Source organism: Paenibacillus sp. FSL R5-0341, from assembly GCF_037975235.1.
Classification (GTDB): Bacteria; Bacillota; Bacilli; order Paenibacillales; family Paenibacillaceae; genus Paenibacillus; species Paenibacillus amylolyticus_A.
Genome location: NZ_CP150241.1, coordinates 4,881,432 through 4,903,341, shown reverse-complemented (window position 1 = coordinate 4,903,341; position 21,910 = coordinate 4,881,432). Strand labels below are relative to the sequence as shown.

General features: G+C 45.5%; 20 protein-coding genes. 14 read left to right on the top strand and 6 right to left on the bottom strand.

Features of this window, described 5'->3' with window-relative positions:
* The first annotated feature begins 5 nt into the window (after nucleotides 1-5).
* The 4 genes from MKX75_RS21990 to MKX75_RS21975 all read left to right on the top strand — a co-directional run bounded on the left by MKX75_RS21990 (nucleotide 6) and on the right by MKX75_RS21975 (nucleotide 4,314).
* Entirely contained in the window at nucleotides 6-905 is a 900-nt protein-coding gene (locus tag MKX75_RS21990) for an ROK family protein (RefSeq protein ID WP_339166822.1), read from the top strand.
* A gap of 248 nt (nucleotides 906-1,153) precedes the next feature.
* The gene (locus MKX75_RS21985; protein ID WP_082762834.1) at nucleotides 1,154-1,597 is read left to right on the top strand and encodes a GNAT family N-acetyltransferase; all 444 of its coding nucleotides are present in this window, start codon (nucleotides 1,154-1,156) and stop codon (nucleotides 1,595-1,597) included.
* 216 nt (nucleotides 1,598-1,813) lie between these two features.
* On the top strand, nucleotides 1,814-3,010 hold the full coding sequence (locus MKX75_RS21980) for an MFS transporter (RefSeq protein WP_339166821.1): 1,197 nt from the start codon (nucleotides 1,814-1,816) through the stop codon (nucleotides 3,008-3,010).
* The gene (locus MKX75_RS21975; RefSeq protein WP_339166820.1) at nucleotides 2,992-4,314 is read left to right on the top strand and encodes an LLM class flavin-dependent oxidoreductase; all 1,323 of its coding nucleotides are present in this window, start codon (nucleotides 2,992-2,994) and stop codon (nucleotides 4,312-4,314) included. Before MKX75_RS21980 ends, MKX75_RS21975 begins: the two co-directional genes overlap by 19 nt.
* A 151-nt stretch (nucleotides 4,315-4,465) precedes the next feature.
* Here MKX75_RS21975 and MKX75_RS21970 read toward each other — a convergent pair whose 3' ends face one another.
* Nucleotides 4,466-5,167, bottom strand: a complete 702-nt coding sequence (locus MKX75_RS21970) for a DUF6199 family natural product biosynthesis protein (RefSeq protein WP_076332797.1) — start codon at nucleotides 5,165-5,167, stop codon at nucleotides 4,466-4,468.
* A gap of 232 nt (nucleotides 5,168-5,399) precedes the next feature.
* Here MKX75_RS21970 and MKX75_RS21965 point away from each other — a divergent pair, with 232 nt between their 5' ends.
* Nucleotides 5,400-6,227, top strand: a complete 828-nt coding sequence (locus MKX75_RS21965) for a sugar phosphate isomerase/epimerase (RefSeq protein WP_339166818.1) — start codon at nucleotides 5,400-5,402, stop codon at nucleotides 6,225-6,227.
* Between the two features lie 68 nt (nucleotides 6,228-6,295).
* Here MKX75_RS21965 and MKX75_RS21960 read toward each other — a convergent pair whose 3' ends face one another.
* On the bottom strand, nucleotides 6,296-7,180 hold the full coding sequence (locus MKX75_RS21960; protein ID WP_339166817.1) for an SDR family NAD(P)-dependent oxidoreductase: 885 nt from the start codon (nucleotides 7,178-7,180) through the stop codon (nucleotides 6,296-6,298).
* A gap of 136 nt (nucleotides 7,181-7,316) precedes the next feature.
* On the opposite strand from MKX75_RS21960, the gene MKX75_RS21955 reads away from it, so the two are divergent.
* Nucleotides 7,317-7,778 (top strand): MarR family transcriptional regulator, encoded by a 462-nt coding sequence (locus MKX75_RS21955; protein WP_339166816.1) that lies wholly within the window; start codon nucleotides 7,317-7,319, stop codon nucleotides 7,776-7,778.
* Between the two features lie 487 nt (nucleotides 7,779-8,265).
* Here MKX75_RS21955 and MKX75_RS21950 read toward each other — a convergent pair whose 3' ends face one another.
* Nucleotides 8,266-9,225: a hypothetical protein gene (locus tag MKX75_RS21950; protein ID WP_339166814.1), complete on the bottom strand. Its 960-nt coding sequence runs from the start codon at nucleotides 9,223-9,225 to the stop codon at nucleotides 8,266-8,268.
* A 262-nt stretch (nucleotides 9,226-9,487) separates the two neighbouring features.
* Here MKX75_RS21950 and MKX75_RS21945 point away from each other — a divergent pair, with 262 nt between their 5' ends.
* The 3 genes from MKX75_RS21945 (at nucleotide 9,488) to MKX75_RS21935 (ending at nucleotide 11,542) form a co-directional block, all read left to right on the top strand.
* Nucleotides 9,488-10,435, top strand: coding sequence for a YafY family protein (locus MKX75_RS21945; protein ID WP_339166813.1), 948 nt, complete (start codon nucleotides 9,488-9,490; stop codon nucleotides 10,433-10,435).
* A 67-nt stretch (nucleotides 10,436-10,502) separates the two neighbouring features.
* Nucleotides 10,503-11,039 (top strand): DinB family protein, encoded by a 537-nt coding sequence (locus tag MKX75_RS21940; RefSeq protein ID WP_339166812.1) that lies wholly within the window; start codon nucleotides 10,503-10,505, stop codon nucleotides 11,037-11,039.
* A 26-nt stretch (nucleotides 11,040-11,065) separates the two neighbouring features.
* Nucleotides 11,066-11,542, top strand: coding sequence for an EVE domain-containing protein (locus MKX75_RS21935; protein ID WP_339166811.1), 477 nt, complete (start codon nucleotides 11,066-11,068; stop codon nucleotides 11,540-11,542).
* A gap of 42 nt (nucleotides 11,543-11,584) precedes the next feature.
* On the opposite strand, the gene yidD is transcribed toward MKX75_RS21935, so the two are convergent.
* Together yidD and MKX75_RS21925 are read right to left on the bottom strand one after the other, a co-directional pair.
* Nucleotides 11,585-11,812, bottom strand: a complete 228-nt coding sequence (yidD, locus tag MKX75_RS21930; RefSeq protein ID WP_339170554.1) for a membrane protein insertion efficiency factor YidD — start codon at nucleotides 11,810-11,812, stop codon at nucleotides 11,585-11,587.
* 295 nt (nucleotides 11,813-12,107) lie between these two features.
* Nucleotides 12,108-12,329 carry a hypothetical protein gene (locus MKX75_RS21925; protein ID WP_036617217.1) on the bottom strand — a complete coding sequence of 74 codons (222 nt, stop codon included), beginning with the start codon at nucleotides 12,327-12,329 and terminating at the stop codon, nucleotides 12,108-12,110.
* Between the two features lie 261 nt (nucleotides 12,330-12,590).
* Between MKX75_RS21925 and MKX75_RS21920 the strand changes: the two genes are divergently transcribed.
* The 5 genes from MKX75_RS21920 to MKX75_RS21900 all read left to right on the top strand — a co-directional run bounded on the left by MKX75_RS21920 (nucleotide 12,591) and on the right by MKX75_RS21900 (nucleotide 20,236).
* Nucleotides 12,591-13,184: a YdeI family protein gene (locus MKX75_RS21920; protein ID WP_339166810.1), complete on the top strand. Its 594-nt coding sequence runs from the start codon at nucleotides 12,591-12,593 to the stop codon at nucleotides 13,182-13,184.
* A gap of 360 nt (nucleotides 13,185-13,544) precedes the next feature.
* A complete protein-coding gene (locus MKX75_RS21915; protein ID WP_339166809.1) occupies nucleotides 13,545-14,975 on the top strand; it encodes a hypothetical protein in 1,431 nt (476 codons plus the stop codon).
* On the top strand, nucleotides 14,951-16,417 hold the full coding sequence (locus tag MKX75_RS21910; RefSeq protein ID WP_339166807.1) for a hypothetical protein: 1,467 nt from the start codon (nucleotides 14,951-14,953) through the stop codon (nucleotides 16,415-16,417). Before MKX75_RS21915 ends, MKX75_RS21910 begins: the two co-directional genes overlap by 25 nt.
* Nucleotides 16,332-17,012, top strand: coding sequence for a hypothetical protein (locus MKX75_RS21905; protein WP_339166806.1), 681 nt, complete (start codon nucleotides 16,332-16,334; stop codon nucleotides 17,010-17,012). Before MKX75_RS21910 ends, MKX75_RS21905 begins: the two co-directional genes overlap by 86 nt.
* Complete coding sequence (locus tag MKX75_RS21900; protein ID WP_339166804.1) at nucleotides 17,009-20,236, top strand: AAA family ATPase; 3,228 nt, start codon at nucleotides 17,009-17,011, stop codon at nucleotides 20,234-20,236. The genes MKX75_RS21905 and MKX75_RS21900 overlap by 4 nt, the downstream gene beginning before the upstream one ends.
* Before the next feature lie 90 nt (nucleotides 20,237-20,326).
* Here the strand turns inward: MKX75_RS21900 and MKX75_RS21895 are convergent, their stop codons facing one another.
* A complete protein-coding gene (locus MKX75_RS21895) occupies nucleotides 20,327-21,649 on the bottom strand; it encodes an amidohydrolase family protein (protein WP_339166803.1) in 1,323 nt (440 codons plus the stop codon).
* Nucleotides 21,650-21,910: the final 261 nt, after the last annotated feature.

Sequence of the window (21,910 nt, the reverse complement as noted above, 5' to 3'; positions counted from 1 at the left end):
GAACGATGCGTATTGGAGCCATAGAAGCGGGCGGAACGAAGTTTGTATGTGGTGTAGGGAATGAGCATGGACAGATTGAAGATCGAATCAGCTTTCCAACAGAACATCCAGAGACAACTCTTGCCAAGGTGATCGACTATTTCAAGGATAAAGATGTGGAAGCGATGGGGATCGGCTCCTTTGGTCCGATTGATCTGCAACCGGATAGTCCCACCTATGGCTATATTACGACCACACCTAAGCCAGGGTGGGAGAACTGTAATGTGGTTGGAACCTTGAAGCATGAATTTCCGGTTCCTTTTGGATGGGATACGGATGTGAATGCTGCCGCGCTCGGTGAAATGACGTGGGGAGCGGCGCAAGGACTGGACAACTGTGTATATTACACGATTGGCACAGGCGTTGGTGTTGGACTCGTAGCAGGGGGCCAACGAGTACATGGATTGTTACATCCCGAGGGTGGACATATTCGCACAAGACGCCATCCAGACGATCGCTTTGCCGGATTATGCCCGTACCATGGCGATTGCCTGGAGGGGATGGCTGCAGGACCAGCCATTGAAGCACGTTGGCAAAGTCCCGGCAGTGAACTGCCCGCAGATCATCCGGCGTGGGAGATGGAATCCTTTTATATTGCGGAGTCGATCACCACAGCCATCCTGCTTCATTCGCCGCAGAAGATCATCTTGGGCGGTGGTGTAATGCAGCAAGATCAGCTGTTTCGACTAATCCGGGAGCGTGTTGTACGGAATCTGAATGGTTATGTGAATGCAGCCCCAATTACGCAACATATTGACCAATATATCGTCCAGCCCGGATTGGGCCAGCATGCAGGTCTGTGTGGTGCGCTCGCATTGGGTCTGGAAGCATTGCAACATGCAGCACAAGCTTCACATGCTTCATAGTTTTCTTAAATAATCTACATCCCAGAAGGGACGGTTGCCGTTCGCTTATTTGTATAAGCAAGACTGCACCGTCCTTTTTGGGCTTTTTTTATTTTTTGAGGAGTTTAATATGTTTGAAAAAAAAGTGCGTTCTAAAATCCGATGTTGCTCAAGTGAGCTGCCAAAGGTATGATTTTTAATGTCCTATCCCTATTATGCGATAAGACATTCAAAATCTAACGCGTCTCGAATGGAAAGGAATCTAACCAATGAAGAACCATATAACAATGCGTCAAGCTGTCCAGGCAGACCAAGAGCAACTCGCCGATTTGCGGGCGTTAGTACTGTACGATGATCTAACCAGGCTGGGGAGATACGATGATGTGAAAGTACGTGAACGTTTTCGAAATACGTTCGACCCTTCCCATACGAGGATTATTGAAGTGGAAGGTTCCATGGTAGGTTGTGTAGCATTGAAGCCCAAGTCTGAGGCATATCTATTGGAACATTTCTACATACATCCCGATTACCAAGGCCAGAGAATAGGAACGCAGGTACTGAGCATGTTGCTAGAACAGGATGAAGTTCAGGGGAAACAGGTTATTTTAAATGTATTGCAGGGAAGTCCCGCTCGGCGATTGTATGAACGATTTGGATTTATATTGGACAGTGAAGATGAGGTCGATGTGTTCATGTCCGTTCAAGTTCAGTAATTTCTACTGTACATCTATATAACTTGAACTAAAGATTTTACACAGGAACGGAGTGTTCAGTGTAAAATCTTTAGTTCAAGTTATATAACAGACCCATTCATTTAATTTTTGAATGGGTCTATTGAACTTTTCTATTATACTTTCCGATGACGTTACCCTAATATGGATAATAACCTACTTTTTATATAGGAATTATATAGTATGGAGAATGCCAAGATGCCACAATGGAAGCGAAATCTATATATTCTGTGGTTCGGCCTGTTTTTCAATCATATGGCGTACTCGCTGTCCGTTCCGTTCTTTCCTATATTCCTGCAAAATGATCTCGGTATCCAGAGCGGCTTAGAAGCTTGGTCGGGGATTTCCATTTCCATCAGCTTTCTGATCAGTGGATTATGCGCACCCTTCTGGGGATCACTGGCTGATAAATATGGCAGCAAACTGATGCTCGTCCGTTCAGGAGTTGGGCTAGGCATTGCGCATCTGGCTAACTTCTTTGTTTACGATCCATATACGTTTATCGCAGTGAGGGTCTTTCAGGGACTCATGGCTGGTTTTCATCCTGCCTCGATTACACTAATCGGCACCAATACTCCGGAGAAACATGTGGGTTATGCACTTGGTGTGATCTCCACGGCCAGCGCTGCGGGCGGGATTCTCGGCCCTCTTGCCGGTGGTGTGCTGAGTCATTGGATCGGACTGCGGGGATGCTTCATTGCATCAGCTGTCATTACGTTCCTCGCGGCTCTCATGGTCCTCGGTGTTAAGGAGTCACGACAAGCTCGTACGATCGTTCCAACGAGGATGATAGGGGATTTGAAAAGAGCTGCTTCCACGCCCGGCTTGATGCGAATCTACGGTTTGATTCTGCTAGTCTCAACCTCCGTGCTTATCATCGAACCGGTGCTGACGCTCTATGTGGTCCAGATTGGTGGAGATGTTGGCAGCGCAACACTTAGTGCAGGTATTGTCTTCTCGGCGATTGGTGTGGCAACCGTCATCATGGGGCCGCGATGGGGCAAGATTGGTGGAAGGATCGGGTACGAAAAAACACTGTTCATCGGTCTGATCGGCGGTGGGATTGGCAGTCTGCTGCAAATGACAGCAACGAATCTGATTTATTTTGGCAGCCTGCGATTTGTTTACGGTCTGTTCTTTGCCGCGGTTTATCCGGCGCTGAATGCGCTGATCATCAAATATGCTGATCACGATTTTCGTGGGAGGGCTGTCAGTCTGAGTCAGACGGCGAGTCAGTTCGGTATCGTGCTTGGACCGTTAATCGGTGGTTTTCTCGGTGGATGGATCGGCATTCCGTTTATTTTTCTATTCACAGGGATTGTATTGCTGGGAGCGGCTTGGGCAGTGTCATCACCACAACATAGGGAGGAATATATATGTCGCAACGACAATTGAAATTGGGAGCTAATCTGAACGGAGTGGGGAACAGCATTTCCTTTTGGCGTCACCCGGATATTCCCATTAACGCGAGTGTTAGTCTGGAATTCTACAAGAAGCAGGTACGTATCGCTGAAAAAGGGAAGTTTGATCTGCTCTTTATTGCAGATGGCCTCTTCATCAACGAGAAGTCCAATCCTCATTTTCTCAATCGCTTCGAACCTCTGACGCTTCTATCCGCACTCGCCGGGGCATCTTCCCATATCGGGCTGGTTGCTACATTATCTACTTCCTATAGTGAACCCTTCACGGTTGCGCGGCAATTTGCCTCACTGGATCAGTTAAGCGATGGGAGAGCCGGATGGAATGTGGTCACTTCACCTCTGGAAGGCTCGGCACTGAACTTTGGTAAAGGAGAACATCCCAACCATGCGCTGCGCTACGAAATTGCGGAAGAACATCTGAATGTGGTCAAAGGTCTATGGGACTCCTGGGAGGACGATGCCTTTGTCGGAAACAAGGAACAGGGCGTATTCTTCGATCCTGCCAAGTTACATACGCTGAATCACAAAGGAGCGCACTTCTCGGTACAGGGTCCGCTTAATGTAGGGCGTTCGAAGCAGGGTCATCCGGTGATTTTCCAGGCGGGCTCATCCGAATCTGGTAAAGATCTAGCTGCCCGATCGGCGGATGCCGTATACACAGGACATGAGACGCTGGAGGAAGCAAGGGAGTTCTACCGGGATGTGAAGACAAGAGCGGTGGCGTATGGACGTCAGGCATCGGATATCCTGATCTTCCCGGGCATCGGTCCCATTGTGGGTAGAACAGCGGAAGAGGCGGAGCAGAAATATCAGGAAATTGCCGAACTGGTGAGTATTGATCAGGCGCTAAATTATCTGGGACGTTACTTCGATCATTACGACTTCTCCCAGTTTCCGCTGGATGAACCTTTCCCCGAGATTGGGGAGATCGGCAGCAACAGCTTCCGCAGTACAACAGACAAGATCAAGCAGCAGGCACGGGAACAGGGGCTGACCCTGCGCCAAGTGGCTTTGCTGGTGTCTACCCCGCGTACATCGTTCATTGGTACACCGGATCAGATCGCAGATCAGATTCAGGAATGGTTTGAAGGCGAAGCGGCAGACGGATTCAATGTTCGTACCGTGGTGCCCAATGGCTTGGAAGATTTCGTGGAGCTGGTTGTTCCGGTTCTGCAAGAACGAGGGCTGTTCCGCACGGAGTATGAGCATGAGACGCTAAGGGAGAATCTGGGTCTTGAGATTCCGCGTAATCGATATACGTTAGAGCGTGTGAGATAAAAACATTTTTAGAAAATGATCTTGAGATAGATGCTGGTACCATTCGTTCGAGCAACTTCAAAAAAAGAACGGTAGTCACATCCACGAATTGGACGTGATTACCGTTTTTGTGATGTGTGCTAACACTGAGCCAATTCAGACTCAAAACATCTTAAAATGCCTGAAACGCGCCCCAGATCGCTACGATCATGCAGGCTATACCGCCAATTTTGCTCATTGCGTAATAAAATTCGCTAGGTTCGGGATCTTTTAACCATATCCAGCGGAGGGAGAGCAGGAATTGAAACTTCTGAAACCTTGGATAATAGAAGCTGCACCATCCATAGATGAGTCCGGCAAGCGCGATGAATAGGAGAACAGGTGTACCTGGCGTGTGATGATATTCTGGATATGCAACAGTTACGAGCGTAGCTGGATTATAGTACTCTTCGTGATCTTCAATGACTCTTTGACCATCGATGTACATGTTGACCGGAGAGAGCATATTTCCTTGTTCATCGTAGCTTAATAATTGCTCGGATTGTTGTTCAACGGTATATTTGCGACCGTCAGCATAAGACACGTTATATGTTGCAATAGGTGTTGAGGCGATTTGGGTAATGACATAGTTCTGCTGATCGATGCTGACCGTACGCTTCTGCTGATTGACGGTGACCTGAATTGGGTCTGCTGTACTACTCTCATACGTAATTTGATTATCTTGCTCGTGATCGTAAGTGTATTTATGCTGATCTACATAGAATATGGACTCCGTAAAATAGGGTCTGGATAATATCCCGACAAGTAAGGACACGACGACAACGCATACCAGAAAAATTAGGGTAGGGACATGTTTTTTGGGTATGGAGTTCATTTTTAAGATTACCAATCCCTTCCTTAATTAGATGTTGATTTTAATACGTGAAAGTTGGACAAAAGTTGCAGAGGTGTGCTCTAGTGTTCTCAAGAATGGGACATTATGGTTTCTTTTTGAGAGAGTCCTGTTATTATAAAATTATGCTCTGTTCAAGCCAGAGTGTTGGTTAAGGGGACGAGAAAGTGTTGGACAATCTGCAATTCCAGACGAGTCACAGGAGGAGATTGGGATGATTAGAGGGTTAACGAATGCGGGACTGGGCAACATCGAGTCTGATGAACAATATATTATAGATGCGGCCAAGCACGGATTCGGATCTGTAGATTTGAATCCGCTCTCATTGATTGAAACGTATGGCAAAGAACGGGCGCAACACCTGCTGGAAAGCAATCAGGTGATCATCGGTTCATCGGGTCTGACGGTAGAGTGGCGGACGACAGATGAGCAATTTCGTGAGGGGTTGCAATCTTTGGTCGCTATGGCAGAAGCTTCTGCTTTGCTGGACTGTCACAGCTGTTGCACGTATATTTTACCCTCAACGGATCAACCGGCAGCGCAATTTATGGCAGCGGCTACGAAACGCTTGAGACTCTGCGCAGATATCTTGGACGCTTACGGGATTAAGCTAGGGCTGGAGTTTGTTGGCTGCCATCACTTGCGGACGCAATGGAAGAATCCGTTTATCTGGCGTGTGGAGGATACCCTGGACTGGATCGAAACGATCCATGCGCCAAATGTTGGCCTGCTCGTAGATTCCTATCACTGGCATACGAATGGTCTACCGATGGAGGATCTGTTGAAGCTGAAGAAAGAGCAGATTGTTCATGTTCATATCAATGATGCCTATGACTTGCCTGTGGAAGAATTATTGGATTATGAGCGTTTGTATCCCGGCGAAGGGGTCATTGATCTGGGTGGATTTCTGAGAAATCTGCAGGCGATTGGCTACAATGGTGTGGTGGCTCAGGAAGTACTGGCCCCGGCATCGAATCTTGGTTCAAGTGAGTTGTTCGCCAAGTCAAAAGCTGGATTCGATAAGGTGTTTGCGACAATATAAGCTACTGAAAAAAGGAGGACTGTTCCAGCCATGTTAAGGGCTATGGAACAGCCCTTTTCTGCTTTCTATTAATCCAACAAACCACGTTCTTTCAGTAATTGTGTCGTAACCACCCACAGTCTGTTTTGCATGGCCTCATCTCCGCCAGGATGTATAGGAACAATAGATGCTCCAGTTCCCACATTGAAATATCCTCCTGATACCTCGCCATACTTCGAATCCACAGCCAACCGAGTTATGATATCCGCACCCCGGCGCAGGTCGCCAATGTGCAAAAAGGTTAAAATGCGTTCAAGCACACTTGCAAACCATAGCTCTCGTCCAAGACCCGTAACATTAAAGCCAGGATTCAAGGCATTTACGCGAATTCCGGTTCCACGCCATTGTCTGGCTAGTTCACCAGTAAACATAATATTGAGCAGTTTGGTTTTAGTTTTGCCATAGATTGGAGAGGAACCGCGTGCAGTAAAAGGAGTGATATCCGTTAAGTCATCTGGCAATACCAGTGTGCCATGATTCCGCGAAGCTTCAGATGCAACATTGACGACTCGGGCATGGCCCGCCTGAAACAGGGAAGATTGCAATGTGTGCGTTAACAGCCAAGGTGCCAAATAATTCACGGCAATCATCTCGGCAAATCCTTCGGACGTGACTCTCTGTTCAAAAGCATGAAGTCCGGCATTGTTCAGAAGTACGTCTATACGTGGATAAGCGGCTGCAATCTCAAGCCCAACGCGTTTTACATCACTCAGTAAGGACAAGTCTCCATAGAAAAATTCAATTTTGGCAGAAGGCATGATTTCCTTGATTTTGTACCTGGTAGCCTCGGCACGTTCCTTGCTTCGGGCTGTGAGTATAAGATGTGCCCCGCGTTTGGCGAGTTCCATGGCTGCAAGCTGCCCTAAACCGCTTGTTGCTCCGGTAATTACAATAATGGGATGTTTAGTTTTCATGAGAAGATCTCCTTTTGACACGAATAGATTCGGAATTATATAATGGACATAAATCAACTATAAATATTAATTGATATTTGTCAACTATATTTCGAGAAGTCTACTTTCATGTATCTGGGAGAGGGAGTTAACAATAATGAGTGAAAATCCAGTCAAAACCAAAGATAGAGCAACCCTGGAGCTAGCGCTGGGTGAGCAGATTCATGCACTGATCAGTGCTTCGCATGCGCTTAACGTTCGATCTGCCGAGCGTTTTGATGCGAATCTGCAACCTGCCGCTTTTCAACTGGTACGGTGGCTCTACTCCTATGGCCCAACAAGCGCCGCGGCTTTGGCAGAAGCGAATGCAATGGACCGCAGCTCGGTCAGCCGATTAATCAAACAACTCGAAAAGTCGGGATATGTTAGCAAAGAGCAAGACCCCAAGGATCGGCGCGGGGTGTTACTGTCTCTTACGGAACTTGGTCAACAATCGACGGTTGGTGCGCTCAAGGAGAAGGAGTCAGCTTTTTATGACCGTATATCCAGATGGGATGATAAGGAACTGGAGCATTTCACCGCCATGCTCAGGCAGTTTAACGGATTGGAAGAAAAGTGAGAGGAACAATAGTGTGGATTGTATTTGATACCTGAACCATAGGACATGTCACCATTGAGCGAGGTAGACTACAAATTCATAGCAAAAGCGGACATCTGGTGATGTCCGCTCGTGAAGTTCCCAGATCATTTATAGTTTCCAGGGAAGCTGGGGGAATTTATATCGGAAACCCTGATGGTTTCCTTTTCTCACATATATCCAAGGTGGTGGGACAGGGGTGCCTAGTGCTTTATACAAGACCGTTCCTTCATCGCTTGCGGAATATTCTTCGATACTACTTTGGATATCCTCCCAATGAACCTTACCTTGGTAAGACAGTGTCTGCCCTTGAACGATAACATGAGGTGCACCTGAAATGATTCTCTGCGTTATGTTGAGAACTCCAACCTTTCCTGAGGACAACATCATCAATTCGCTCATGAAAAGTATGATAATCAAAATGACTATGCTCACAATCCATCGCTTTTTGCTCATTTTGTGACCTCCACTACCTAGGGATCATTCCCTCATAGTTAATGTCTTTTAATGACATAATCTCGTCAGAGATGGTATTGATTTTGACTGAGTAGGGCTTAATAGCTTGCAGGAATTCATTAATGTTCTTCTTACGATCTTTATGAAATACGCCAGATGTTATGTGATTCTCCTTTAATACGTTATCGTTCATTATGACTTGTTTAGAATAACTAACTGAATTACTATAATCGATTAGATGCGTAACCCCCGTGAATTTGCCATTAGTTAATGTACCTTTGGAGAATTCGGATGGTTTAATCCCAATATATTTTTCAGAAGAACCGTGTTTCTTTTTATAATCGATAATCGTGTCAAAAAAGTCCTTGTCCCCGGTTAACTTTTCGTTGAAATAATCATTTTTGAGAGCAATCGTAGTTGTGTGATCAGTATATCCTAGTGAGACAGTATCTGAAGAGTGAATTGCGTAATATCCTTGAGTCATCTTGCCCTGATTGAATGTTCCATTGTTAATGGTGTTGATGTATCTGTCAAGTATAGGGTAAACCTTACCATCAGAAGTAAGATACTGTACTTCTAACCATTGCGTAATTTCTTTTCCTTTACCATGATATGTATCATTAATCCATGATCCGGTGTAGGTTTTTGTAGTGAATTCACCTGTTCCATGGCCCATATTAGATTCATTGTAATCCTCAAAGGGGACACCTCCACCTTCAACTAATGTATATGTATATTTGCCTTTTCCTTGCCGCTTACCACTCACCCAATCTCCAGAGTAAACTTCGGTTTCTCCCCATCTTGCGGTTCCTTTACCATGAGGTTTCCCGTTTAAAACTTCACCATAGTACGTCGCTCCATCTGACAATTTTAAGTTTACTTTCTTCGATGCTGCTTCTGTTGGAGTAGCGCTTGATAATAGTCCAATGATAATGGTGATCGTTAATCCAAAACCTAGATAGAATCTTTTCAAAAGTGTGCAACTCCTTCAATGTATATGGATCTTTGCGTTGTTAGCCATCTTCAACATTATCGGTTTATGTATCGTATTTTTCCAGTTTAAATATAAAGTGGAGATAGGTCGGATCTTACAAACAACACACTACCCAGTCCACAAAAGATTTTCTTCGGGTGGCATGTAAGACGTTCCATAGCTTTAATTCACGAAACGAAAAGACACGTTACTGTGATAGAATGATTTAGGTTCGGATGATGAAACGGTGGGGGCTTAGAAAATGAACAAAACGGAGCGACAGCTTGCGATTACGCTTGAATTGCAGCGAAGAAAGATGCTACGAGCAGAAGATTTGGCAGCTCAATTTGAGACAAGTGTACGTACGATATATCGAGATATTCAGGCATTAAGTGAGGCTGGTGTTCCGATCATGGGAGCTCCGGGTCAGGGGTATTCCCTCATGGAAGGATATTTTCTGCCCCCGGTAAGCTTCACCGCAGAAGAAGCCGTATCCCTGCTCATGGGAGCTGATTTTATCGAACAGAGAATGGATACAGAATACGCGATGGAGGCTAAGTCGGCTCAACGAAAAATTGAAGCGATCTTACCAGAATCCGTTCGTAATGAATCAACTCGTGTTCGGGAAACGATGCGACTGCTTCATACGGTTGAACCTTTAACCCGAGCACGGGTGAAAACATACCTTAACCAGATACGTAATGCCATTCTGGATCAACGTAAAATCAGCTTTATGTATCTGAAAAAAATGCCAGGAACGGATGGGAATCGGTATAACATGCGTGAGGTTTCACCCTATGGCCTCTCACTGGTTCAGGAGAATTGGATGTTAATTGCACGTTGTGATATGCGACAAGACATCCGTCATTTTCGTTTGTCACGCATGACTGAACTTTCTATGCTGGAGGATCAATTCCTTTTGCCGCCGGATTTTGATCTAAACAGTTATCGACCTCCTGACGACCGTAACGAACATATATTAATCAGGGCTAAACCTGAAATTGCTGACAAAATTATGGAGGCCCTTCATTTTTATATGGATGCATTTGAGGATCAAGAGGAAGGTGTGATTTTTCATTTTCGTGTCCGCTACCCGGAGGAAATCTTGCATTATTTACTTGGTTGGGGTGGAGATATCGAGGTCTTGGAGCCGGAGTCTTTACGCTTTCGAATGCAGGAAGTAGCCAAAAACATCTTAAAACACTACTGACATACACCTGTCAGTAGTGTTTTTTTATATTTTGATATATCACAGATTAAGAGGAGTGGGTTGCAGGATGAGAAGTACAACTGAAGTATTGAAATCATTGGAAACGACAGTAGAACGCTATTTGGCAGAACTGAACAAATTGGATATGGATAGCTTACTTGAAAAACAAAGTGAAGAGGAATGGTCCATTGGACAGATGTATGTACATTTGATTCAATCAGCGCTTTTCTTGCATCTGCATAATGTTGAGAAGTGTTTGAGCAGCGGGGATTCAACATTAAACTCGGATGAGGAAAAAACAGAACTGGGTAGGCAAGTGTTTAAATTAGGACAATTCCCTCCTATTCCCGTAAAGGTTCCTGCTTCCCCTCAGTACACCCCGCAACCACCCGAGAGCAAGGATTCGTTAATCGATGGTCTTCACATGGTCGTGGAACGGATGAGAAGTACAGAACCTCTTGTATACCAAGCATCGGTAAACAACAAAATATATCATCCAAGGCTTGGCGCTCTAAACGCTCAGGAGTGGTTTTTGTTAATAGAGATGCACTACAGACATCATTTTTTACAATTGGATCGATTGATATCAAATCTGGAAATATAAACGAGAGAAGGGAAAGGGGGGTATCAATGAAACCAAATCAGGACACTAGATATTGGATTGGCGTTGTATCTGGTTCTCATGTGAATGTAGCCGTAGAGGGAGGGTTTGCGCAGCTATGCCATGGCAAGTCAGCAATGTTGCGACAGATGTCCGCGGGTGATTGGCTGATATACTATTCTCCACGCACAGACATATCAACGGGGCAGCCACTTCAGGCGTTTACCGCTATTGGTCAAATTATCGACGACAGGATATACCAATATCAGATGTCGGAATTCTTTATACCCTTTCGCCGAGATCTCCGTTATTTTCCGTGTCGTGAAGTAAAGATCGCAACGTTGTTAGACCAACTCGGTTTTACACGCAGGAATCGCAATTGGGGGTTTCCATTTCGTAAAGGTCACTTTGAAATTGGGGCTGAAGACTTCATGATGATAGCTTCCTCCATGTTGGAAAATGAGACATTGTCACTACTGGATATTAGCTTAAGCCAGAGATGTTAACCAAACCAAAAGGCCCATAGATTGTCCATGGACCTTTTTGCTTTATGGATAATCATATCCTCCACCGTTGATATTACATTTGCGAAGACGATGGATGCCCAAGGAAAGACCTTTAATCGCCCCGTATTTCTCAATAGCTTGAATCATATACACAGAACAGCTTGGTTCAAAACGACATTTGTTCCTCACTTCAATGGGGGCAAAACGTTGATAAATTCTAATACTCCATATCAGGATTGCTCTAACATGTCGTAGAACTATGAAAAACATACTTGTTATGAAAACAATCTGGGCACTTAGCAAAGCATATACTGGAATGAATGGATTCAAGAGATAAAAACAGATCATAGAGATGATTAGCCCTGTGAATAATGCAAGTGTAACGTTAAGCAAAGACTTCAACCAATCAATTTCTGGAATAACATGAGTTCTTATATAGAAACTGCTTCGAGGATCGTTTTCTTCATGATGTGTATGTAAGAGTCTAATAAGTTCTTCTTCGGATGGCATGTTATTATATATCAGTTCCTCAGATTCTGAGTTTCTCATGATTGTTGTACTATTATTAAATCTCTCTGTAGAAAATAAGCATATAATGATGCGTTGTAACAGGTTGCTGGAGACAACCGGGCTTCTCAGTGACGGATAGCGACTCCATCGATTGATAGGTCCATCCAGATTGTGCTTTGTGATTAATGATATCCGCAAATAAATTAACAGCAGCCTGAGTATCACCTCGGTTTACTTGAACATTTTTCGGACCTGGAACAACTGTATACTCTCTCATTTAAATCATCCTTTCGTATGTTGGAATTATGGCAATAGACATTCCATTATTTTACTATGGGTATGGTGAACTGTCGATTGAAACTTATTAGATGAGATTGGATTAAATGATAGGCCATCTAACAGGATGGTCTTTGTTGCGATGAAGGTTTAAATTCAAGTGGAAAAGTCAATAAAAGCTCTGTAAGCAACGCTGTACAATCCACTGAAAACCAGTACAATTGAACCTATAAGAACATGAGATAAAGAGAGGAATTTCTCCATGACCGATACAAGTGGGAATCGCAAAGTTGACGGCTATCTAAAGAAACTCAAAACGTTGAAGGAAGAGTCCACAAAGCTGAGAGAGATTATTCGGGATTTTGAACTGACAGAGGATATGAAATGGATGCACCCTTGTTACATGCTGGATGGGAAAAACATCGTTTTAATCCATGGATTCAAAGAATACGTGGCTATTTTGTTCTTCAAAGGTGCTCTGCTGAAGGACTCGCACGGCATTTTGGTCCAGCAAACGGAGAATGTACAGGCAGAACGCCAGCTTCGCTTCACCAGTCTGGAGCAGATTGTGGAGCAGGAGGCTATGATCAAAGCCTATATCCAGCAAGCAATTGAAGTGGAACAGGCTGGACTGCAAGTGGAAATGAAAAAAACTGCCGAATATAGCGTTCCTGAGGAACTTCAACAGCAGTTTGATGAGAATCCTGCTTTCCGGGATGCATTTGAAGCACTGACACCCGGACGGCAGCGGGCATATCTTTATTATTTCTCACAACCGAAGCAATCCAAAACAAAAGTGTCACGAATAGAGAAGTACATGCAGCCGATCCTGGAGGGCAAAGGATTGAATGATTGATAAGTAATTATACACTCCTAAATTCGTTAGAATAATACAAGTTCCAAGAGGCTTCTCCCTGTCATCCGTATGACGTCTGGGAATAGCCTTTTTTATATCCAACTGAAAATGAAGGGATCTTGCCTCTATTTGCTCGGTTATTACATGCATGAGCCTGTTTGCTAATATCACGGGGCCTGTAACGATACCGTCCCTAGAATCTTCGCATTTGTACGGATCACCATGTCGTTTACGTGTTTGTTGGTCAAATTCGTAAAGAAGCGTTCGAGCTTTCGTGTTTAGCGTACTTTATTTGCATGTAGTTATACCAGTGTTATATTAACAATACAAGATATTAATGATGAAGGATGAGCATGGATCATGAATCCCGAGATGAAAGAGTTTATATATAAACATTACTTGAAAAAGGGTTTGGAACTTGAAGAGAATCCAGTCACAGACGCTGGCATAATATATGCATTGGATGTCTATCAGGTATCAGCTAGAATCAGGAAAAGAGTTGCTAGAATTACGGCTATGATGATGGAGGACGAGGAAGATCGGAGCTTAAATGCTTTTAGCGACATAGACGAGAGGGCAATCCATTTATTTTACAGCACGGGTGTTCGAAAAACAGACACGGATTTGAAGCGAAGTGGATTACTGGAATCAGATATACAAGCGTTGTTGCATCAAGGTTTTATTATACGTATGGTACAGTATGAATCCGATGGAAAGACGGAAAAACGAAGTGAATACAGGATGGGCTACAAGTTATACCAGCTGCTGGAGCTGAAAAAGGTGCAAGAAGAAGAAAAAAGCCAGGTGTTAGTTGAGGATTGGCGCAGTGCTTTAATGACTGTGCTGGATTCTGTAAAAGAGGACCCCCCCATTTCCTCAGAAGTTTCAGCGAAAGTAAGTGAAATATATGAGTACCACCAAGCCTTCTGGCGCTTTGTGGAGAGGTTCGTTGCAGAATTGAAGCAAACATCTGGCATGAACGAAATAGCTGACTCTTTAGAGATGGATCGTTCAGCCTGGACGCATAAGAAACTTATACTGTATGTCGAGTTCGTTATAGCTGTTGCGGAGATTGTATCCGTCAAGACCTCTTTTGACTGGAAAGAGATTGGGGCACGACATTATCGTACTATCGGTGGTTCCAAACGTTTTGATATACACAAGCTCTCTTTCCTGGAGCAATTCGAGCAAAATCTCGGATTTCCGTTGCATGTCATCGGATTGTCCAGTCAAGGTGTGATCACACCTGTCTATTTTGCAGGTCAATTAAGCGGAACGGGTGGATTTCAGTATCCACAGGGTTTCCTGCATGCTACGACGGATCTGACGGTATTTAGCACTCATTTCTATACGACATGTCGTGTTCTCTGGATCGTGGAGAATCGTGCGGTTGTTACACGAATGGTAGCAGAGCCTGATTTTTTGACGCGTTCAGACAGTTTGGTGCTGGGCATAGATGGTCAACTACGAAGCGGACACCGCAAGTTTATTGCTGATGTGCTGACACATTCCAATCACTTGGAGCAAGTGGTGGTCTGGTGTGACGTCGATGATGCGGGGTTCGTTATCTCCAAAAATGTGCAATCCCTGTTGAAGTCTCACACAGCTTTAAGTGCAAAATGGATTCTTCCGATCCCGTCTGCCAATCAATGGGAGAAATTTCAAGGTGAAGTCCACAGTTGGACGTCTTTTGAGATCGAAATGGAGAAAAGGCTTGCTCTCGGGCACGCTGGAGAACAGGAAGCCGAGATGGGAGGTATGGAGCGTTGGATGAGTTGGTTGGCAGTATGATCTCGATTCTGGGCGCAGATACCCCTGACCATCTGCAAAAGGAAGCATTAAGGGATATCGTCAAGCTGGCGGGTGTGTTAACCGAACTCCGTGAATATTTCGAGGAGCCGCTGAAAGTGTTGGAGGTTCTGAAAATGTTGAATCTGATTCAGCGTGAAGCCCTTGGACTGGACGAGCCATTGGAGGATCAGGAGGCTTTGTTTTATCGCTTTCGGAATCGTTATGGAACTGAGCCGAATATTCCGATGGAGCGTCTGTTGCATGTGTTGCAAAAATATAACTGGATCATTCGCGGCAAGAAACGCTTGACGATGATGGATGCGGGAAAACGCATGATGGACATGCTCATCCGGCTTGCCAATGATTCACTCGCGTATTACATGCAGGATGAAATTGCCCGTTCCTTGTTTCAGGCCAAGCGAGATGCGGACCTGAGTGAGGCTTATGACGACAAAGGCATTTCGGGAGGTAATCGGCTTGCAAGCATGATTCGTAATGTTGAAGATGCTGTAGACAAATTGAAAGAACGCCAACTGGAATTTCTCGCTGATCGACATGCGCTGCCGCAGATTCAGATTATTGTAGAGCTTATGCAGGAATTAAATGCCCGGATGGATGAACGTCTGGAACGGTTTTCTACATTTGAAGAAGGTTTTAGCTTTGCGCCGATTTTGAAGCGGGGGACGGAAGTAATGTTCGAGGGGACTCAAGTATCAATGGGTACGTTGAACAAGTTTCTGAAATTTTCGCATCTACAACAAACGGAAGTTGGACAAGAGATATCTCCACAAGCGATTCGTCAATTTATTATTCAATCGTTTCTCAAGCGTTCGGATTCCGAATTACCAAGTGGTCATGAGATTTTGAGCTTTCTGGAGCAGGACCGTATTCCTGGCGAGAGACTGGACGGCATGTGGGTTCCGGTTCAATTTGCTTCTCACATCTCCAACCGTCAACTGGCCGATACCGTGAACTATCTGGAGAATTATGTTCCTTCAACGGAACCTGTTAATGAATATGCAGAGCCGCAGTATATACAAGCAGAGGAGTGGACCGAAGAGGAATTGCAAGCCAGGTTGCAGGAAGTGGAGTGGCATATGACCAAGACGAACATTCGAACGGATGAAGTGGAGCGTGTATTGGAGGAGAAAGAGCGTTTGGGATTACAGGAGCTGATATTCGAGGCGGGATCGCAGCATTGGTCAGATGCAGTCAATGCGTTGTTGGCTGTCGCGGCACTAACCGGTGCTCAAAAGGCGGCAATTGATGAGGATACGGATGTAAATTCAAATATTATAACTGAAGTAACAAAACAGGACATAGACTGGGAAATTGTAGAGAAAGGAAGGGGTAAATATGCCGTTCGACGAACTGGAGGAGACACACAGTCAGCTTCCACTGGGGGCGATGGAACGACTGACCGCGGTACTGAGCCCGGATGAGGAATATGCGTTTGTGCAGATTATGTTTTCTTCTTCAGCATCCGTGCGAAGTGACAGTTTTGGATTGTCCAAGCGTGAGTTGATGAAGATATTGAAGTTAAAGCAAGAGGATGAGCAAGGACTCATTTCCTTTTTGAAAAGGGTAAACCAAGCCATCAGTCGTTACTTTCAGGTCGTCTATGATGAGCGCAGAGACCGGATCGTGGCCCTGATTCATGTTCCTGCCAGACAGGCCAGAGATTTGCTTTCATCTGAAAGCCTTGCGCTGTTGATGTTCATTTTTTATCATCAGGAGGTTTTACAGAATGAATATACGTTATTTGCTCAGTTGCTCGAAGCTTTTGGGCATGAATCGTTGGATGTGCGGCGTAAAATTCTGATGAACCTGGATACGCTGATGAAACTGGGAGCAGTTGTGAAATACGAGAATCCCTCTAACGAGGAAGCGTATGCGCTGACGACGATCGGAAGTCGTTTGTTCTCGGATTCGTATTTGAAACGGTTTGCCGAATTCAGCCATTCCCAGCAGCTTCATATGGATGATGTGCTGAAGTTTTTCAAACGTTACAACTTGACGGCAGGTGCAGACTCATGAATCCTTGGGCCATTCGTTTTAGCGGCATTCGGGATTTTGTGGACATACAGCTTGAACTGGGTGACAGGCAAGATCATGTTCTAATTGGTGGACCGAATGGATCGGGTAAATCGACAATCAGCTTTTGCATGGGGGCTGTGCTGGCCTCTCAAAAGGTACTGCCAGATGGTTTACGTTCCCGTAACTTGCCGCCTGATCAGGTATGGAGAGCAACGATTGAACTGGTGTTTGAGAATGTGGGCAATCATCAAGTGGAAGCTGCCGATTATGTTGGCTTTCGGCTTAATATGGAGCAAAAACCTGGAGATCCCGTTAAGAAAGAGTTTTGGATATACGAAGGTGAAGAAGCGTGGAACTGGCATAAGGAAACTCGCTATGTCGCAGGTGATAGCACCAACCATTTACATGAATATCGACATCAATTGCAACATAAGTACAAAGTTGACCCGGATACGTTTTATCTCATCTGGTATCAGCAGGACGTGAATCAGTTCGCGGTGATGCGTCCGGAGGAACGATTCCGTATCTTCAGCGAAATGACAGGTATTGACCGGATGCAGAAGCATTGGGAGAGTGTAAAAGAAGAACAAAAAGAGGCGCAGCAAGCGTTACAGACCGCGGAAAGCAACCAGCATCAACACAAGCTGAATTTGGGCAATTGGCAGCAGGAGAAGGAGCGTTTACTCAGCCGTAATGAACGGCGCTTACTTGGTCTGCGGCTTACGTTAACGGCTTCTGCCACACTCCGTGAGAAATATGAACAGGAATATCTCAGGCTGAAGGACAAGCTGGAAGAGATCGAGGATCGTCACGGTGAGGAAATAGATAAATGGATGAAGCTGGAGAGCGACCATAAACGTTATGACGAGGAAATGAAGCAACGCACTCAGGAAAAAGAAGCCATGGATTGTGTACTGGATGAGTTGGAGAGCCAGATGAATCACCTTAACGAAGAACATGATGCACGGGTGCTGGAGCACCGAAAGTTAGCGGATCAGTTACAGGAACTGCAAGAGCGCATTCAGAATGTACCCTATGCAGAAGCAGAGGTAAGAGAACGACTGCGAACCCATCAAGCTGAACTGAATCGGCTGGAGCAAGAACTTATAGAAAAGAAACAGGCGCATATTCATGCGGATGAAAAGTGGGATGCGCTAACGAAGGTTTCGGCCAAGCTTGATTATGAACTCAGGCAACATGAGATCAATTTAACAGAAGCAGAAGCGATGGTTGCGCAGTATGGCGCAAGCAGCAGTCTGGAGCTGGAAGCGCAGCAGTTAGAGAAGAAACGAATTGAATTACAGGATCAACGGCGCAAGCTTGAAGATACGCTGCAATTACTCCGTAAGGAGAGACAAGCATTAACTCGGGATGAAGTCAGAAGCATTAGACAAGATACATCGATTCGCAGATTGGAAGAGCGGGGACTCACGGTGTATACGTTAAGGGATCTGCTTGAGATGGATGAACATTCGCCACTGGAACTGGAAAAAAGGCTGGAGCCGATCAAATATACGTTGTTTGTGAATGGTAGAGGATTCCGAGCGCCAACTGATCTGTATCACGTCGAATTGCCAAGTGTTGTACCCGAAAAAGCGCTCGATGTGTTGGAGGAGCAGGGTTTGAGGGTCAAGCAGGGACTGGATGATATACGATATGCGGCTGCGCAGAAAGCCCTGTGGTGGATTCATACGCTGCATTCGCAAGTGACAGAACATAAACCAGGTTTACAGGACGGACAGCTTCTGGATTCATGGGGCCGCCGGGGAGCGCAGGAAAAAGAGCAGTGGCTGCTTAATCCGCGGGGCGTTGCTCTACGAATCAGACAAACGGATGAAGAAGTGCTCAAGCTGGAACAGCGTCTGGAGGATATCCATCAGCAGTATGATACATGCGAAGAACGTTTGACGTCGATTCGATCCATACATCAACAGATTCGTACGGCCGAGGGTGTGATCGCGGATGTGGCTCGAAGAGATTGGGCCAAGCAGGAGTGGGAACGTACAATTCATGAACTCCAACGATGGAAAGAGAAGCGTGATCAGCTCCAACTGGAGCAAGAGGCATTAAGTCAGCCTATTGTGATGCTGCGGTTAAAGATTCAGACATTGCAAGAATACATGACCATTTATCACGAAGCCCGTGATCAGAATGTGGAACTGGAACGTCTCCGGCAATTGGGGCATGAACTGGAAAGTGGCAAGTCACACCTTAAACTGCTAGAGCGCGAGTTGGAGGACAAACTGGCGGAGAGCGATCAGTTGGAGCGTACGCTGGAATCTACGGCCCGAAGACTTCGGGAAAAAGCGCAATTTATCACAGCAACCAATCGGGTTCTGGATGATCTGAAGCTGGAAAAGCAGCAGGTTAGCGAGCGTTGTGGTGTGGCGGAGCAAGCTTATGTGGCTGAACAACAATTTTATCTGAATTGGGCAGATCAGCTTCCCTCTGTATTGGTAGCTATTACAGAAGAGCAACCGGACTTTCCGGTCAAGATGCATTGGAATGAAGCAGAAGCTCGACATGAGAAGGAAATGGCTTTAACGCAATTGCAGCTTGCTTGCAGAGAAACGGTAGATGAGAATGCACTTGAAAATTATGAGAAAGTGAAGCAGGAATATGACCGTGGAGCACAGGAGGTGCTGGAGGCGCGTTCGCTTTTGCAGCAGCTCGAAGAGAGTCTGGAGGACTTGGAGGAAAAGCTGATGAATACCATTCATTATGAAGTAAGACGAATTCATCTGCGCTTTGTTCAGTATATGGACAAGTTCTCCTTCGATGGTGAAGTCAGCTGGGATATGCAGGAGCAGAAGCAGGGGAACGTCAAGTATTTCCTGCATATTAAAGCACGCAAGCAAGGGCATCGGGGCACACTGGAAGAGATCAGCATGAAGGGCCGAAGCGGCAAGGTTGGGAAGGGTGTATCCGGCGGCGAGGAATCGCTAGGTTCGTTGCTGTTTGCGCTGGCACTCATGAAAACCATTGACGCGAATCCGGGCTACATTATGCTGGATGAATTCGACAGTGCCTTGGACGAGAGCAGGAAAGCCAAAGTATTTGAACTATACCGTGACGAATTGGCACGCAAAATGATTATTCTATCCCCCAAATCCCACGAGTCCGATTACTTGAACTATTTCAGCGAAGCCTTCGCTGTGTACCACGATGCTAGAATAACACGCAGTGCATTGATACGAATCAAGAAAAAAGCTGGAACATTGTAAGAGGAACATGACCACTCATCTAACGGGTGGTCATGTTTTTGTTGAATGAGGGCGTAAAGGCAATGATGAGCTTGTTGGCCCCAATCGCTCTCACCACACAGAATCAAGCACTTCATCCACCTCTTTGATTCTTGTGACAGATGGTGTTTGAATTAGATTTCCTTTGACCATGACCATAGAGATGTCTGACAAGGTTTCGATATGTTCAAGCGGATTTTGCTCCATGATAATCAGATCGGCATGTTTCCCGATATCGACCGTCCCTGTAACATCGTCAACACCGAGAATCTTCGCATTGGTTCGAGTCACCATGTCGATGACCTGTTTGTTGTTCAGGTTGGCCTGTCTCATGTAATGGTCCATCTCTCTCCACATATCATAGTGAGTCACATAAGGCATAGCGGCATCAGTGCCTATTCCTATGGTGATGTCGTTTTCGATCGCCTGCTTGACGCCCTTAAGCATGGAACCGTAGACGAGTTTGGAATTCTCTTTTACCGTTGCACTTACCTTCGTTACGCTGGTATCCAGTGAAGCGGAGGGATAAGCGGCTTGCAGTGTGGGGATGAGTGCGGTGTAGCCATTCAGGGCATTGGGATTATTTTTGTACAAACGAATGATTTCGTCGTCCATCTCCGAACCGTGCTCGATGGTATCGACGCCACCTTTTAAAGCAACTCTTACGCCTTCCGTGCTTTCCACATGAGCTGCCACCCGCAAACCAATCTTATGCGCTTCATCGCAGATCGCCGCAACTTCGTCCACCGTCATCTGTAAACGTCCAGCTTCGCCGACCATCTTCGCATCCGTCACGCCACCCGTAACACAGATTTTGATCAGATCCACGCCGTGTTTCACATTGATCCGTACATTTCTTCGTGCTTCCCACGGAGAGTCGCCCACCAGAGCCAGAAATGGAGCACCATGTCCGCCAGTGACACTTAGGAAAAATCCGGAGACAAGCAGATTAGGGCCGACAAAGTCACCGTTGTTAATCTCATCCCGCAGCTGGACGTCCGTGTAAAAGAATTCTCCCACGCTGCGCATCGTTGTCACACCCGCATGGAGTGCAGTTAGCGCATTGCGTTTCATGCGTTTTTTCAATACGTTTCTGCCGAACTTCGTGTTCAATATCCGATCATATGCGAACTTCAACATACCTTCGCTGGCAGACAGTCTGAATGGTTTACCATCTGCAAAGAGGTGTACGTGGGCGTTGATTAGTCCTGGCATTACGTATTTCCCTGAGAGGTCGATTGTTGTGTAGTGACTAGGGATAAGCAGTTCATTTTCTTTGCCGATATCCTGAATAAGGCCTTCTTCATTGACGAGAATGGTCATGTTTTTTTGCAGATTGCGGTTCAGATCTCCGTGGATCAGATGGACGTTTTTCAATGCGTAAGCGGTGTTCATATTGTGTTCCTCCTTAGAATGGTGGGTGAAACTATATAAGTTGAATGATGGGTATGTACACTTATCACTCCGATGACAGAACAACCTTCGGATCGCTGGTATCCCCAGATTTTTTTGATACTCTCTTATTAGGGGAAATCCGGTGATAAATGCGAACGCTTCGCTTCCTCTGGTTATTTCTGTCCTCTCCGTTATCGTGTAAATGTAGGTTCAACTTAAATAGTTTGGTAAATGGTAACATTCAACTTAAAAATGAATAAT

What these genes read in the sequence shown, in the direction of transcription:
- MKX75_RS21990 (WP_339166822.1), top strand. Translation starts at nt 6, where the DNA reads ATGCGTATTGGAGCCATAGAAGCGGGCGGAACGAAGTTTGTATGTGGT.
- MKX75_RS21985 (WP_082762834.1), top strand. Translation starts at nt 1,154, where the DNA reads ATGAAGAACCATATAACAATGCGTCAAGCTGTCCAGGCAGACCAAGAG.
- MKX75_RS21980 (WP_339166821.1), top strand. Translation starts at nt 1,814, where the DNA reads ATGCCACAATGGAAGCGAAATCTATATATTCTGTGGTTCGGCCTGTTT.
- MKX75_RS21975 (WP_339166820.1), top strand. Translation starts at nt 2,992, where the DNA reads ATGTCGCAACGACAATTGAAATTGGGAGCTAATCTGAACGGAGTGGGG.
- MKX75_RS21970 (WP_076332797.1), bottom strand. Translation starts at nt 5,167, where the DNA reads ATGAACTCCATACCCAAAAAACATGTCCCTACCCTAATTTTTCTGGTA.
- MKX75_RS21965 (WP_339166818.1), top strand. Translation starts at nt 5,400, where the DNA reads ATGATTAGAGGGTTAACGAATGCGGGACTGGGCAACATCGAGTCTGAT.
- MKX75_RS21960 (WP_339166817.1), bottom strand. Translation starts at nt 7,180, where the DNA reads ATGAAAACTAAACATCCCATTATTGTAATTACCGGAGCAACAAGCGGT.
- MKX75_RS21955 (WP_339166816.1), top strand. Translation starts at nt 7,317, where the DNA reads ATGAGTGAAAATCCAGTCAAAACCAAAGATAGAGCAACCCTGGAGCTA.
- MKX75_RS21945 (WP_339166813.1), top strand. Translation starts at nt 9,488, where the DNA reads ATGAACAAAACGGAGCGACAGCTTGCGATTACGCTTGAATTGCAGCGA.
- MKX75_RS21940 (WP_339166812.1), top strand. Translation starts at nt 10,503, where the DNA reads ATGAGAAGTACAACTGAAGTATTGAAATCATTGGAAACGACAGTAGAA.
- MKX75_RS21935 (WP_339166811.1), top strand. Translation starts at nt 11,066, where the DNA reads ATGAAACCAAATCAGGACACTAGATATTGGATTGGCGTTGTATCTGGT.
- yidD (WP_339170554.1), bottom strand. Translation starts at nt 11,812, where the DNA reads ATGTTTTTCATAGTTCTACGACATGTTAGAGCAATCCTGATATGGAGT.
- MKX75_RS21925 (WP_036617217.1), bottom strand. Translation starts at nt 12,329, where the DNA reads ATGAGAGAGTATACAGTTGTTCCAGGTCCGAAAAATGTTCAAGTAAAC.
- MKX75_RS21920 (WP_339166810.1), top strand. Translation starts at nt 12,591, where the DNA reads ATGACCGATACAAGTGGGAATCGCAAAGTTGACGGCTATCTAAAGAAA.
- MKX75_RS21915 (WP_339166809.1), top strand. Translation starts at nt 13,545, where the DNA reads ATGAATCCCGAGATGAAAGAGTTTATATATAAACATTACTTGAAAAAG.
- MKX75_RS21905 (WP_339166806.1), top strand. Translation starts at nt 16,332, where the DNA reads ATGCCGTTCGACGAACTGGAGGAGACACACAGTCAGCTTCCACTGGGG.
- MKX75_RS21900 (WP_339166804.1), top strand. Translation starts at nt 17,009, where the DNA reads ATGAATCCTTGGGCCATTCGTTTTAGCGGCATTCGGGATTTTGTGGAC.
- MKX75_RS21895 (WP_339166803.1), bottom strand. Translation starts at nt 21,649, where the DNA reads ATGAACACCGCTTACGCATTGAAAAACGTCCATCTGATCCACGGAGAT.